Source organism: Pseudobacteroides cellulosolvens ATCC 35603 = DSM 2933 (genome assembly GCF_001262605.1).
Taxonomy (GTDB): Bacteria; Bacillota; Clostridia; order Acetivibrionales; family DSM-2933; genus Pseudobacteroides; species Pseudobacteroides cellulosolvens.
Genome location: NZ_LGTC01000001.1, coordinates 18414 through 33177 on the forward strand (window position 1 = coordinate 18414; position 14764 = coordinate 33177).

General features: G+C 33.3%; 14 protein-coding genes and 1 pseudogene. 10 read left to right on the forward strand and 5 right to left on the reverse strand.

What is annotated here, in order from left to right:
• Positions 1 to 168: 168 nt before the first annotated feature.
• Positions 169 to 2403: a lipase/acyltransferase domain-containing protein gene (locus tag Bccel_RS00095; protein ID WP_036939281.1), complete on the reverse strand. Its 2235-nt coding sequence runs from the start codon at positions 2401 to 2403 to the stop codon at positions 169 to 171.
• A gap of 187 nt (positions 2404 to 2590) precedes the next feature.
• Here Bccel_RS00095 and Bccel_RS00100 point away from each other — a divergent pair, with 187 nt between their 5' ends.
• The 6 genes from Bccel_RS00100 (at position 2591) to Bccel_RS00115 (ending at position 8466) form a co-directional block, all read left to right on the forward strand.
• A complete protein-coding gene (locus Bccel_RS00100) occupies positions 2591 to 3166 on the forward strand; it encodes a nitroreductase family protein (RefSeq protein WP_036939285.1) in 576 nt (191 codons plus the stop codon).
• Positions 3167 to 3252: 86 nt separating this feature from the next.
• Positions 3253 to 3414 (forward strand): hypothetical protein, encoded by a 162-nt coding sequence (locus tag Bccel_RS31115; protein WP_242856977.1) that lies wholly within the window; start codon positions 3253 to 3255, stop codon positions 3412 to 3414.
• Positions 3415 to 3416: 2 nt separating this feature from the next.
• Complete coding sequence (locus Bccel_RS00105) at positions 3417 to 3977, forward strand: endo-1,4-beta-xylanase (protein ID WP_050752926.1); 561 nt, start codon at positions 3417 to 3419, stop codon at positions 3975 to 3977.
• A gap of 271 nt (positions 3978 to 4248) precedes the next feature.
• Entirely contained in the window at positions 4249 to 5868 is a 1620-nt protein-coding gene (locus Bccel_RS00110) for an ArnT family glycosyltransferase (protein ID WP_036939288.1), read from the forward strand.
• 695 nt (positions 5869 to 6563) lie between these two features.
• A complete protein-coding gene (locus Bccel_RS30685; RefSeq protein ID WP_162838924.1) occupies positions 6564 to 6734 on the forward strand; it encodes a hypothetical protein in 171 nt (56 codons plus the stop codon).
• A gap of 76 nt (positions 6735 to 6810) precedes the next feature.
• Positions 6811 to 8466, forward strand: a complete 1656-nt coding sequence (locus tag Bccel_RS00115) for a recombinase family protein (protein WP_036939291.1) — start codon at positions 6811 to 6813, stop codon at positions 8464 to 8466.
• A gap of 6 nt (positions 8467 to 8472) precedes the next feature.
• On the opposite strand, the pseudogene Bccel_RS31120 reads toward Bccel_RS00115, so the two are convergent.
• Together Bccel_RS31120 and Bccel_RS00120 are read right to left on the reverse strand one after the other, a co-directional pair.
• A pseudogene (locus Bccel_RS31120) lies at positions 8473 to 8598 on the reverse strand (manganese catalase family protein); the annotation flags it as partial.
• 10 nt (positions 8599 to 8608) lie between these two features.
• Positions 8609 to 9007: a helix-turn-helix domain-containing protein gene (locus Bccel_RS00120; protein ID WP_050752927.1), complete on the reverse strand. Its 399-nt coding sequence runs from the start codon at positions 9005 to 9007 to the stop codon at positions 8609 to 8611.
• A 232-nt stretch (positions 9008 to 9239) separates the two neighbouring features.
• Between Bccel_RS00120 and Bccel_RS29985 the strand changes: the two genes are divergently transcribed.
• From Bccel_RS29985 to Bccel_RS00130, 3 genes are read left to right on the forward strand one after another with little or no spacing between them, the layout of a single operon-like run.
• Positions 9240 to 9395 carry a hypothetical protein gene (locus tag Bccel_RS29985; RefSeq protein ID WP_154673445.1) on the forward strand — a complete coding sequence of 52 codons (156 nt, stop codon included), beginning with the start codon at positions 9240 to 9242 and terminating at the stop codon, positions 9393 to 9395.
• The gene (locus tag Bccel_RS00125) at positions 9364 to 10848 is read left to right on the forward strand and encodes a recombinase family protein (protein WP_036939293.1); all 1485 of its coding nucleotides are present in this window, start codon (positions 9364 to 9366) and stop codon (positions 10846 to 10848) included. Before Bccel_RS29985 ends, Bccel_RS00125 begins: the two co-directional genes overlap by 32 nt.
• Positions 10811 to 12397, forward strand: a complete 1587-nt coding sequence (locus Bccel_RS00130; RefSeq protein WP_036939296.1) for a recombinase family protein — start codon at positions 10811 to 10813, stop codon at positions 12395 to 12397. The genes Bccel_RS00125 and Bccel_RS00130 overlap by 38 nt, the downstream gene beginning before the upstream one ends.
• 119 nt (positions 12398 to 12516) lie before the next feature.
• Here the strand turns inward: Bccel_RS00130 and Bccel_RS00135 are convergent, their stop codons facing one another.
• Positions 12517 to 12735 (reverse strand): hypothetical protein, encoded by a 219-nt coding sequence (locus tag Bccel_RS00135; protein WP_036939298.1) that lies wholly within the window; start codon positions 12733 to 12735, stop codon positions 12517 to 12519.
• Positions 12736 to 12874: 139 nt separating this feature from the next.
• On the opposite strand from Bccel_RS00135, the gene Bccel_RS00140 reads away from it, so the two are divergent.
• Positions 12875 to 13450, forward strand: coding sequence for a sce7726 family protein (locus Bccel_RS00140; RefSeq protein WP_036939301.1), 576 nt, complete (start codon positions 12875 to 12877; stop codon positions 13448 to 13450).
• On the opposite strand, the gene Bccel_RS00145 is transcribed toward Bccel_RS00140, so the two are convergent.
• Complete coding sequence (locus Bccel_RS00145; protein ID WP_036939305.1) at positions 13419 to 14501, reverse strand: beta family protein; 1083 nt, start codon at positions 14499 to 14501, stop codon at positions 13419 to 13421. The two genes, Bccel_RS00140 and Bccel_RS00145, sit on opposite strands and share 32 nt — an antisense overlap.
• Positions 14502 to 14764: the final 263 nt, after the last annotated feature.

Consider the following 14764-nt stretch of genomic DNA (forward strand, 5'->3'; position numbering starts at 1 on the left):
GTGAAACAACTCCCTTAAACCTTTCTTTGAGTAATAACAGACATTTAAGTGTGATAATAAAATTACTTCCAATATACATTCTGTTAAAATTTAAGTTCCTATGTTGAATTAACTCGTCAACGCCTGCACAAAAGCGGAAGTAATCTTATATTCGTGCCTGAATCTACATCAATTTACTGTAAAGGAAATTTTTTCGGAGTACCCAATGTAAATTGTATTTGAGTTAACTTTTTTATAATTTGAAATACAATCTAGTATGTAAGTACCTTTTGGTATTCGAAGTGCGGCTAAATCGATATCAGCTGTACCTATATATTTATATTTATCCTGATAAGTAATCGTTGGTAAAACTGTATAACCGGAGCTACGGCTATTGGGATTATAAATTCTGATCTTGAGAGATTTTAAATCTATAGATGGATTAGTATTAAAAGAGGTATGTACCTTAAATGATGAATTTTCACTGATTGAACTTATTGGCGATGAAGTAAGTAAATTGTCAAAATAACAGGACGTAGCCGTTGGGGCATTATTTAATGTATAATTATCCATTATCCCAGCTTCACCCCATGTTACTCTACCTCCATAAAGTGTAAATGCCATACCACTAATCGTTCTTCCGCCAAGTCCTACTGATTGCACTGGAACTTCAAGTCTTATCCACATTCCGGTTTTAGGCAATGGCCCCATATAACGTCTGCTAACTGATCCGTTTGTTCCAAAGTTAATTTTATCCTCACCCCAATAAGCTCTATGCTCCCATGAGCCATCATTCCATTGAAGCATTAATTCTTTCGGAGGATTCGCTGGATCTATGAATACATTACAGTATAAAACTTGAGAATCATATGGTAGTATTTTATTACTGCTATTGTAAAAATAATGCTGATGCATTCCGTCATATAAACTTGACTGATGAGAGTATCTGTTTTTCAGAGCTTTTGGATTTTCATCTACCCAATTCCACGAATCGTAATCTGCTCCTGTGGATGCTGATGAAGGAATTGATCCTGATATCCAAGCATAACCCTTATTACTTTTTGCTTTTATTGTTTCAATAATCTGAATAATTATTTCTGGAGTTTTAGGTAAATCCATATGCATTACGTTTTTATAGGTAGTAATATTACTTACAAGTCCACCAGCTCTGGCACTGCCTGAAGGTATTGTACCATCACAGTCTGAGGTAGTAGTAAAACTATCATAAATAGGTGTCCTATATCCTAATAGGGTTGAGTGACCATCACTTTTGTATGTATATTTACGTTTCAAAAAGTTTAATGTACTTACTGCAAATGTTTTGCCGTCGCTTCCGCCTTCTATCAGGTGAGTATCTACCATATTGAGAACGTATGTACCATTGATAAACAAACTATCCTGGAACCTTATAGCATCATCAAAAATAGCTCCTATAGCACTATTCGCACTAATAAAACTTTCTTTTTTAATTTGTTCCGTGGTTTCATTAAAATCCAGAAAAGTTGTTTCTGTAATTTCACTAGTTCCATTTGGATAAACTGCTTTATTAATATGAGACATATATTTTCCTACATAGTCAATATACTTTCTGCTTGGAAGTAGATAATAAGTTGAAGGGGTATATCTGGAAAATTCCTTAAACTGACTACGAAAAATATCATCCAATTCATTACCAAAATAGTTACCACTTTGCATTACTTCAAATGGTTTGGGTATCCCAAAATTTGGAGTGCCTAAGTTAAAAAGTGTTTCAACCTTTTTTCTGTTATCTTCAGATAGTGCTAAGTATCCAGCTGCTACAAGTCCTCCAGCACTATGAGCAACTAATGTTACACTATCAAAACCTTTATTATTAATAAATTCCTGTAATTTTTTTGCTGTTTCTTCAAATGATAATCTCCAGTCATAGGGGAAAAAGCAAACTTCGCAGCTTGTCGACTCAAATACTTGCTTTAATTTCGTCATTATTGGACCGTATGTGTTTATGGTTCCATATATACCGTCTTTAGATACAGATGGCTCTGTTGTAATGTTATATTTAGGGTTTCCATTTGTATCAAACTCTAATCTTGAAAATTGATTACGTGCTGAAGAATATACTTCCTGAGTTTTCTTTTCAACTAATCTGTTTACAATCAATGTCCCAAGTCCAGGTAATAAAAGGTTAGCAGCAATATACTTGCCAGTTAAGCTTTGTTCTGTAGGATTTCCATTAGAATCAATATATGGATCCATAGCTTGAGGCGGCCAAACCTTAGTAGAACCTTCATATAATCTGGTACCAATATGACCAGGTATAACAATAATTCCCTTTTTATAATAATTATCAGCTCTGACAATAGTAAAATTGGATATCATAACTGTTAATAAAACTAAAAAGGCTATTATTTGTCTTACTCCCTTAATATTTATAATTCTACTCATACTTCTACCTCCTAAAATATTGTTTTTATCTACATTTAATAATTAATAAATTGTCTGGCCAGATAATATTAATTTAGATTTATTATAGCAATTAAGTAAAATATTGAGTAGTGCCTAAAGTCACGGTTTGTCTAAAGAATATATAGAAGGAAATCTAATATAATGTTATTGAGGGAGGAGATTAATTATGTCAAACTTTGCAAAAAATGAAACCTTAAAAACTATTTTAAAGAGAAGAAGCATCAGGAATTTTAAACTCGAGCAAATTAAAGATGAAGAACTTCTGTCAATTCTGGAAGCAGCAAAATATGCTCCAAGTGCAATGGGTCAACAGCCTTGGCATTTTACCGTAATTCAGAGTAAAGAAGTAATTGCTAAGCTCAACGAATTTGGAAAAAAAGTTTTTTTAAACTCAGGAGTTGAGAGGTTTGTGGAATGGGGAAAAGCAGCAAATTTCAGCCTTATCTATCATGCCCCAACATACATAATTGTATCAGGGGATGTTAATGCTATAGCACCCGTAAATGATATATCCCTTGCCATTGGTAATATGTTTATAGCAGCTGAGTCTTTAGGACTTGGTACTGTTTGGATTCATGCGGTAAATCATCTTAAGGCAATAGATGAAGGAAGGAAACTATTTAAGGAACTTAGAATACCCGAAGGATATGAACCGTTCGGGTCTTTAGCTCTAGGATACAATGGGGGAGATATACCAGAACCTGCACCAAGAAGAGAAGGAACTGTAAACATTATTAAATGATTTGTCAGTGTAAAAACGGGTTGATGCATACTTTAATTTGTATATAATATTGACATTTATTAAGGAATATAGAGGTGGTAATACCTTTGCTATTCCTTATTTATTTCGGTAAACAATGCATATATACAGATCATTCTGCCATTTTGAAAGAGGAGTTGAATATTATGAAGAAAAAGAAGATCAGAAGAAAGAAATATCAGAGTAGATATCGTCGGCTGGGAAAAGATATGAAGATGCAGATTTTATAGATGTGGTAAATGAGCCTATTAATTCGAAGCCTTTATATATTGACGCAATAGGGGGGAAAGGAGACACAGGATGGGATTGGGTTATTTGGTCATTTGAGCAGGCTAGGATACATTTTCCAAAATCAAGATTAACAACAGCTACAATGTTAACTGTTTTGGATATGCTGGCTGAAACTGGCTTGCCAATTTATATTTCAGAGCTTGATATTACAGGAGACGATGCAACCCAGCTTGCAAGATATAAAGAAAAATTTCCGATTTTATATGAGTATTCACTTGTTAAAGGTATTATGCTGTGGGAATGGATTAAGGGCCAGACTTGGCAGGCAGGTACTGAGCTTATAACAAAAGATGGTGAAGAACGCCCTGCCCTTACCTGGCTTAGAAAGTATTTGAGCCAAGTTGAGACAACCCTGACAGTAACAGCTGCAACTACTCCAACACCAACAGAACTAAAGCTTTCTGGAGATGCAAATTATGATAATGTAATAAATATGTTGGATGTGATTGTTATAGCGGGAAATTTTAATGATCAACTTATCTTTATTAAGAAGAAAACTTAAAAAATAGACTTAAAATTAAAATTCAAGTCATTGGGGTCCAGGTCGAAACAAGTGTGAATCAGGAGGGTTGTAGTAAAACAGCCTAATATTATTGCACTCTCCTTTTATTTTATGCTTTAAAAAATATAAAAAATGTGATATATTGGAAGTGAATACTAGAAAAAAGTTACTAAGAAGTGATTTAGTTAAACAATACGTTCACACTTGGGGCAGCGATCGTAATTACCTTATTTTATTTTAAAGTAAAGAATTATATAGAGGTATATGATTAATGATATATTTTTGGGGTTGTTTCAAAACTAAATTTTTAAGCCGCCATTTTTTGTGGAACGACAACACGATCCTTATCTATCTGGCTTTAGCAAAGTTAATAATTCATTTGTTGACCAGCAACGGCTATGGGTATTTTGGGGATGAACTGTATTGGCAGGCTCTGTCTAAACATCTTGATTTCGGTTATGTTGATGTTCCACCATTGGTGGCATATTTAACAGCTTTATCACGCTTTTTAATCGGCACATCATTATTTGCTATTCATATTTTACCTGCTATTGCTGGAGCAGTAATGGTCTATTTCACTGGATTGGTAACCCGGGAACTTGGTGGGAAGCGTTTCGCACAATGGTTTTCCGCCTTGACGGTGTTAGTGTCTCCCTTTTTTTTATGGGTCAATTCCGTTTCAACTTATGATCCCATTGATCAACTTTGTACTATCATTCTTTTTTATTTTGTGATCTGCATCATTAACCAAGAAACATCGGCCAGCAGTAGTATACGTCCATGGTTGCTACTTGGGGTTGTTGCAGGACTTGGTACTATGACCAAACTGTCAATGATATTTACGGTTGGGGCTATCATCTTCGCAGTACTTTTAACTTCAAGGCGAAAAAGTTTTCTCACAATCCGACCATGGCTGGCACTCATAATCGCGGCACTAATCTGCACACCATATCTGGTATGGCAATCGGTTCATGGCTGGCCTTTACTTACTTATTTTAATAATTATGCTCAAAGCTCTATCAAACCGCACCCACAACCCGTAGAATTTTTTAAGGGAGTAATTTTCTTTTTAAATCCATTCCTTCTCCCGGTTTGGCTATTTGGGTTATGTTATTTTATGTTTCACCCAAAAGGGAAAAAGCACCGAATTTTAGGCTTTACATTCATTATTTTAGCAATATTCTTTACCGGTTTGGAGAAGTTAGAGCAGAGGCAGATAGTATCCGCATGCCTACCCTTATTGGCGGGGGGGGCAATTTGGATTGAAAGGATCCTTACAGTTTCCGCTGTCAGAAACAAAAGAATTTTCTGGATCAAGCGGATTTATATTGGGATTACATTAGTTTATAGTGCTTTAGTTGCTCCGTTTTTTCTTCCCATTCTGCACATTCCAATCTTGGAAAAATATTTGGCAGTCACTCCCGCTTTTATAGAAAAAAGCATCTCTGATATACCGACCAAACTACCGTTCCAGTTTTCATTCCAGTTGGGATGGCCGGAGATGGTCAAAGAAGTCGCCGAAGTTTACCATAGCTTACCTGAAGCTGACAGAAAGAAGTGTGCAGTATGGGGCGGTTATTATTGGGATGCGGGTGCTATTGACTTATTAGGGAAGAAATATGATCTTCCCTATGCGATTAGCAATTGTCAATCCTATCAAATATGGGGATCAGAACAACTAAACTCCGGCAATGCCCCTGAAGTTGCAATTATGCTAAGGACAGCTCCCGATTTTCCTGCATATGATTATTTCGACGAAGTGACTTTGGTTAAATCATTTAATATAAGCATATATAGCGTATATTCGTCCACTAATTTGCAGGTTTATATCTGCCGTAAGCCAAAATCCAATTATAAAGATTCTTGGAAAAAACATTATCTATACTTTTGAATTAATTGGACTAATATTCATAATGACGAAGAATAAGGAATATTCTCACTTTTTTGATAGAAGAATATGATGTTGAACTGTATTTTGAAACTAATGTATCTTGGCAAAAGGAAATTTTATTTGGAGAATGGTAATGCCATTATGACACTTGGAAACCACAAGTGGCTTGAGATAATTAAATAAAACTTTTGTGTAATGATAGATCTAATACCTAAATTGACAAATGATTAGGTATTAGATCTGTCATTAACATTTATTGTGGTTTAGATTTTTATATACAGATATCTTTTCGTGGAATAACAATCTTAACAAATACCTATCAGAATAACATTAAATCAATTTTTGCAAGGCAAGTCAACAGATAGAGAAAATTAGCCCAATCTAAATTAAAAGTGCTATAAATCTTACATTTGGTATAGAAAAATAACGAACGCTTTAACGTTATTTTGTCATAGACAAATGAAAAAGATTAGTCACTTTTAATTCATTATGTTATTTCAAGAAATATGTTAAAGACTATTCAATATCAATCAACTCGTTTTAAAACATATTAATTGGCAATCCAATCATATTATCAATCTACAATTCAATTACTTAATAGTCAATAGCTTATCACGAAATCAATTATAAAAATGTCATTTCCTATTTCAAAACAATATAATAATTTAGGTTAGTAGTGTGGAGGATCAATAAGAATGTTAACAGGCAGGCAGTTTTATCTTTTAAGAACCATTGATAAAAAGATAACCAGGGAAGAATTATCGGAACTATTAGAGATTACTTATAACGATGTAGTTCTATTTGAAAACGAGAAAAAAACAATTCCTGATGAACTTTATGATAAATGGCTAAAAATTGTTAAATAATTATTGATTCTATTTAACTAATAGTATAATATTAAACACAAGGTTAGTATTGTTTAATGACATAGGAGATGTTTCCATGAAATGTGTTGCTTACTGCAGAGTTTCAAAAGATACGTCAGATCAGTTGAATTCACTGGAAAACCAGATAAGGCATTATAGTGAGTTATTTAAGAAAAAAGGGTTTGAAGGTGCTGAATGCGGCATGTATTATGCAAAAGAGGGGAAAGAAGAGATAGTCAAATATATTCCAGCTATATTTGCAGATGAAGGCATATCCGGAACCAAGTTAAAAAACAGGGAAGCTTTTAAGTATATGCTTGAGTGTGCATACAGGAAAGAATTTGACATTATTTATGTAAAGAATACTCAAAGATGGGCTAGAAGCGTCGAAGACGGTGCAGGTATATTAAAAAAGTTGAAAGTCATCGGGGTAAAAGTAATATTTGAGGATGGTAATATAAATAACTTTGATCATGAAATGACCATCAATATTCTCCTTTCAACTGCACAGGAAGAATCAAGGGCCAAAAGTGCGGCTGTCCAATTCGGGATAAAAAAAGCCCAGGAACAGGGCAAGTTTACAAGTGCTATTCCATATGGTTATAGAAAGGAAAATGGTTTTTTAAAACCCATTTCAGAGCAACTGGAGATTGTTAAAACTATTTTTAATCTGTATTTGCAAGGATGGGGAGGCACAAAGATATCCAGGCACCTTAATAACCAGAATATTCCCACTCAGAAGGGGAAAAGGTGGACTCAGGTTCAAATACATGATGTAATAACAAACCCTATATATAAAGGCATGCAGGTAACGCATACTGTTCAGAATACCGATATCAACGTTTCAGAGACATCTTATTCTGATGGAGAAAAGGAATATAAGTATAAGAGTATTAAAAAATTGGATGAAAGCGATTGGATAGTCAATCAAATTGAAGAATTACGGGCTGTATCTGATGAAGTATTCAATGAAGTTCAGGAAGAGAATGAAAAAAGAAAAGAATTGAATAAAAGAGGAAATAGGCAAAGCAATGAAAATATATTCAGTAACTTATTGTATTGCCAGCACTGCGGACGAGCTATGAGGCGGAAGAAGCTATGGGGATGGAAACGTAAGGATGGAACAAGGAATTTTGGAATAGAGTGGGTATGTGTCAGCCATGATACATATCACAATGATATTTGCAGGTTCAGAAACTCATGGCATGAAGATGTTCTGGCAAATAGAATTAAAGAAGAAATTGATAGCATAAGAAATAACCAGGAAAAGCTTGATAATACATTTTCTGAATATATGGTTCAATTCTTAAGCTCAGAAGATGTTTCGGACAGAATGACCTACCTTGAAGTAAATTTGGAAGAAATTAATGCTGAAATAAAAGCCAATTTGAAGCTGTACACAAAGAATATCATCGATGATGAGCAATATAAGGAGCAGAACGATGAACTTCAAACTCAGAAAAAAGAACTCGAATCCGAACTTGCAAAGCTAAAAAGAATTGACGAAGCAAGGGAAGAAGCGAAGAGGAAATTTCATAACTATATAAAGTTTATTAATAAAATAGATTTGGAAAATCTGGATAACTCTTTATTAAAAAGGATTATCAAAAAGATAGAAGCATACACCTATATCAATGATAAAGGTGCTGAGGAAAAGGATATTATGATAATATGGAATATGTTAGAGAAGTCTTTTGATGATATATTCTATAAGAAAGCAAAAAATCTATAGTCATTAAGTAAATATGCCCTTTGCTTCGTTGGTGGGCATGCTAAATCGCTGACTCAAATACCTTAATGAAGCTGCAAGCTCACCGTCCGGTCCGCCCGATTTCACGTTTTTATAATATGTAAAACTTAGTATTGTTAGGGCTTTACGGCTCTTCGATGATTTTTAAAACCTGTATTATTTTCCTGATCTTATCTTCAGGATAATCTTGCACTTGCATCAGTAATTTTTTTAACTCAGTACTTATCAATAATTTATTTATGCTTTCTCTCAAGTTGGCATCCGAATCAAATCCATTTAGTATGGCAGCTGTAATCTTCTTAAGATCTTCAGGATTTCTTGTGTCGGATAAGCCAGCAATATAATCCAGTGATACTTTAAAAAATTCTGCCAGTTTAATAGCTGTGAAAAGGTCAGGTGACCTATTGTCATATTCCCAGGACGAAATTGTTGTTCTGGGGATATTCATTTCCACACCTAAACGATTCTGAGATAGCCCTTTTTCCTTTCGAAGTATTCTGATACGTTCCGAAAAATAAGCCATTTCATCACTCCCAGTATTCATTTGTCTCGAATTAGTATTAGCAACATTTATGGTTTATATAGATCAAAGATTTATCCATTAACTTCCGTTGATTTGACTATATGAATGTCAATATAATTAATTTAGACGATGTTATGTCAACTGAATGAAGGTTAATTATCTGCGGGGGATTATAACCTTAGTATTTATGCCTAATATGCTGAATTCCATAATATAATTTAAAGGAGAACCAATGGCAGAAGAGCAAAAGATTACAATTATCAGCGTTAAATATAAGGATGATGAGGATGCAAGGCAAAGATTTATGGATTTTATAATTGATTTTCTCTTAAAAGATAAATCGGAGGAAAAAGAAAGTGGAAGTAAAGAGCCTGGAGACGAAACTTAAACCTGAAGATTATGCAGCCATATACGCAAGAAAGTCTATAAAGAGTGAAAATAATTCTATTCTTTCACAGCTGGCATTGGCAAGAGATGTTTTGTATAAAAATAATCTGATATTGTATAAAGAGTACTGGGATGAGGAATCTGCGACTAAGCTGCCTCCAAGTAAGAGACAAGGCTTTAGCAGGCTCCTTAAAGATGCAAAGGCAGGCAAGTTTAAAACAGTAATTGTGTTTAGAAGGGACAGATTAGCAAGACGGGTTCATGATCTGATAGAAATAAAAAATACCTTCAAAAAGTACAGGATAAAAATTATCTATTCAAATGATGGTGAATATCAACCTTCAGAAAGCTATTTATCAGACTTTATTGAAAACATAATAATGGCAGTAGATGAGCTGGAACCACAAATTGTAGCAGAAAGAACTAATACTGGTAGAGTCAAGAAAAGAGAGAGGAAGGAATATTCTGGAGCAGGAAAACTTCCATTTGGCTTTGAACGTATCAGTCAAAATGAGAAAACTTTTTACAGGTGCAACTATCAAACGGTACCTTTAATAAGGGAGTTGTTTGAAATGTATTCAAAGAACAATGATAGTAAAAGCATGATGGATATAGTTAAGGCATTAAATAATTTCTATGAAAATAAGCTGCCAACTACTTCTAACCAAGTTGGTAAAATTATTCGAAATCCTATTTATGCAGGCTATCAATTTATTAGTAGTAAATATACTGTTTTCGACTTATTTCAGTCAGACGATGTGCAAAACAACTTTAATCCGGATTTACTGCAGAAGTGTGTAAACGTACAGCCTGTGATTGATTTCGATTTGTGGGCAAAATGTATTACTGTCTGGAGAGTAAATTATAAGGCTTTCAAAAGAAAGAAGAATCAGGAATATTTATTTAAGGGATTGCTATTATGCGGCGTATGTAAAAAGCCAATAAAACTGATTAATAATAAATACAGGTGTATTTCAAAGGGTTGTTCAAGCTTTAATGCAGACTATTTCAAAAAGGAATTAATAAAGTATCTTCTTGATAATATTATACAAACTATGGGATTAGAGTCGTTTATATCCCATAAAATTACTCAACTTAAAAGAGGAATCCAAACTTATAACCGGCAGCTTAAAACAGTCGGTAATGACTTGGAGAAATATACTTTGGATTATGTAAATAATTTTAAAGATAAATACATTGCAAAGGGCTGCAAAGAACTTATATCAGATACCATGACACGAAGAGAAGATGTAAAAGCTAGAATATATGAGCTTGAAGCCAGAATCTACAGACTTCAGGAAGAAAAAGAGAAGCTGAATGGTTCTATAAACAGAAAAGGACTAACAAGGTATTTTCTTAGCAATCAGGAAAGGGCACATCATTTAATATCTACTTTAGTTGATCAGGTGATAGTTAATGGAAAAGAAAACGAGCTCAAAATCGAAATCCGCTGAACCTAATAATATTGCTGCAGCTTATATCAGAGTGTCAACAAAGAATCAGGAAGAGAAAGGTTTTTCCATTGAGGTTCAGAGAGAGAAAGCTATATCTTATGCTAAAGAAAAAAACTTGGTACTTTCAAATGATATGATTTATGAGGAGACTAAGCCAGTATCCAAAACTTCAAAGGATGACGATGAAGGCGATGGTTTTTATGAGAGGTTAAAAAGAAGACCAGCCTTAAATGAAATTATTCAGCTTATTAATGAAAATAAGATTAGCCATTTGATAATTTATACAAGGGACCGCTTAACGAGGAACTTCCAGGATTTTATTACTTTAAAGTCTTTCTTTAATAAGGCAGGAGTTACTATCCATTACAGCAGGCCCGGAGAAATATATAAAATTGAGGACACAAAAATCAATAATTTTCTGGAATTAATATTGGCCAGCGTAGCAGAACTTGAGGCTAATACTATAGGGATAAGGGTAAAGGGTGGAAATCGTTCCTGTATAAAAAAAGGATTTTGGGCCGGAGGCAAAGTTCCTTTTGGCTTTCATTCTATTCATGATCCACAAAACAAGAAAAATTCTATTTTGCGAGCAGACAAATATGAGAAGGCAATAATTGAAGAGATATTTAATATGTATTCAGAATATGGTTTTGGATATAGAAAGATATCTGATTTTATGAACGAAAAATATCCATTTATTAAATGGACTAAAAGTAAGATAGAATCAATTATTAAGAATGAAACTTATACAGGATATATTGTTTGGGACCGGAGAGGGGGAAGAAGATCTCCAGGAAAACATCAGGAGCACGATAAGTCACCATTTTTAAGTGAAGCATGTATCATATCTGCGAATCAATGGGATAAGGTAACTTCATTGAGAAAGAAAAAGGAGATTTTAAAAGATGCAAAATATTTTAATACTCCTTTTATTCTTAGAGGCAAGCTTGTTTGTGGTATTTGTGGGTCGGTTATGAAATGCAAGAATTATGGTAAGGGTAAAAAGAGTGTATATAAATGTCCTACACTCAACACAAAGGGAATAGCTGAAATGATTATTGAGAAAGAAGAAATCGAGCAATATTTTATTCAGGAACTTAAAAAACTTTTTACATATAATATGGATAAACTCTGGGATTTATATAGTGCTAGGCTTAAAGAGCAAGAAAACAATAATATGCAAATGATGAAATTAATCAATAAAAAGCTTAAGGAAATCGGTGTGCTAAAAGGCAGAATTGATTCTGTAATAGATAAGAATATAGAGGAACCTGTAAAATCAAGTATTCTCGAGCAGCGTGTTATGTTGAATAAGAAGGAACAAAGCCTTAGGAAACATTATGATGAAGTGGTTAATTTTTCGTATGAGAAATATAATAGTAAGAGTGAATTTTGTAGTGCATTAATAGGGATTAATGATAAAGTTAATATGTCTACGGATAGCAATAAACGGATGCTATTTGATATTCTTGTTGAAAGAATAGTAACTATGGAAAAGGCGGGAGGATTTAATATTGATATAATTCTAAATCCGCCGAAGGAGATATAGGCACATTAAAATGATAGTTGCATTTCTTGTTAATAGATTTGAGGTGCAAACTATTAAACCACAGACTTTATAAAAACAGTCTCATTAGTAATATTATAAAAGTAAAAACAGTTTTGCGTTTATGACATACCTTTGGATTTGAATATTTTTTTAACCTCAAGAGATATCATTTCTTTTAATTTTTTCTCATCCCAAACTAAACCCTGTTCTCGGTTCATTTTTTCCTTAATGGCTTCAGATATATAATGGCCTTTACTTCTGACTGGTAATTCTTCTAGTTTTTTAATAACAGTTTCATCATTTATAAGAACCGTAAATTTTTTTGTCACTCTAGGCATTTTTTCACATCCTTTGTAATAAATTATACTACTTATTGCGTAGTATTACAACAAATGATATAATTATTATTGTAATATAAATATAAAAATAGTAGAATTGAATTGTTTAAAATTAAAGAGTTAAGAGGATAATAAATATATGAAAACTCGTGACATTGATATAAGAGCACAATTGCATTTAAATTTAAAACACGAGCATGCAGGTGAACACGACACGCTAATAATTGATGAACTTGGACTATGTCAAGGTGATGCTAGAATAGATGTTGCTGTTGTAAACGGTTCTATACACGGATTTGAAATAAAAAGTGAAAGTGATACTCTAGAAAGGTTACCAGGACAAATAGATATTTATAACAAAGTTTTAGATTCCATAACAATAATAACTGGAAAATGTCATAACGAAGGTATTCTTAAGCTTATTCCTGAATGGTGGGGAATAGTTATTGCTGAGAAAATAAATGATGACGAAGTTTCATTTTTGGTTTCGAGGCAAAGTAATCCAAATCCTCAAATCGACCCATATTCCGTGGTTCAATTACTTTGGAGAGACGAAGCGTTAGAACTTTTAAGAAGGTTTGAATTGGAAAAGGGCTATATTAGTAAGCCAAGAAATAAAATATGGGAAAAACTTGTTGAAAGTTTTTCCCTTGAGGAATTAAAATATCATGTAAGAGAGCAACTTAAACTTCGGAAAAACTGGCGAGTTGATTAACAATAAAAGTTATGTGATGATTTGTACCGACCTTTCGCCATGTTTCTGCATTTCCGGTTGAACATTTTTCAGTAGCACAAATATAGATATAACTATCACCCCAACTGAAGTCTTTTCCACAATATAGAGGGTGATTTATCAACTTTTCTGATATAGAACAAACTTGTTTCCAGCCATTTTTCTTTATTGCCTTGCCTTTAAAAATTAAATAGTCATCATTTGTTGTGTAACGAATGTTTGCACTCATTCTCATCAAGCGTGGGTCTATTTCATTATATAATGGATTTGCTATTACATAATCACTGAAGGCTGGAATTCTTTTAATAGATTTCTTTCTATTTATTAATTCCTTCCAAATTTTCCACTCAGATCTGGGGATAACGCCAGTACTGTCAGCAGACACAGCGGAAAGTGTTTCGGGAAATGTAGTAAAAGCTAGTGTGATAGATCTCCATTCATTTACATGAGGTATGGAATTGATTATGCTTATTATTGTAAGGATATTCTTCTTTTCGTCATCAGGAGAAATTTCTTTTAAATCAATTAATATATCTACCTGTGATTGAATAACCTCAAGATATTCCATTAAGGAATTCAATCTGCTATCAATGTCTAAGAAGTCCTCATCTTCAAGTCGTATACATACTCCTAACCCGTCTTCTTTGATAGCATCTTTAACTTCGCATTTGTAATCATCATCTCTTTCATAACCGATTACAGGGATTGCAAGACACTTTTTTTTTCTAACTTCATTCATTATGAAATATATTGGATGACTGCCGTCTTCCATTCTATCATCTTCATCAAGCCAACATAAATCAATAAATAACGGTTTTTTTGGCAACCAAGAGTCCCTAATTTGTTCCCCTATGTTTGCTAAGTGTTGGTCGATTGTTTTAGCAGGAGTATCATTTACAAAATCGTATGGAACAGGAACAATTTCGATTAAGGGAGTGAATTTATCTTTTATTGAGTTTGGTAATTCTTGAAGTGCCCTTTGTTCACCCCTTTTCCATTTCAAAATTGGAATATAATGATTGCTATTAAACATTTTATTACCCCCAAATCATTCATGTATTTTAAGTAACATTATTCAACAAATAATATGTAAATTCCTGCCTGGGTGACTAATATTTAACGACGTAATTCGACATTTATAGTTATGTTGTTTTTTATTTGATTGTTTGGGGTTGCCTTGTATTGCTGACATGATAACTATAGCTACTGTTTGGGAAAATGTGCAATGATTAGTTGTGTAAAATTATTATAATTAGACAAAGTTTTTGGAAAAGCATGTAGTTGTATAATTATATT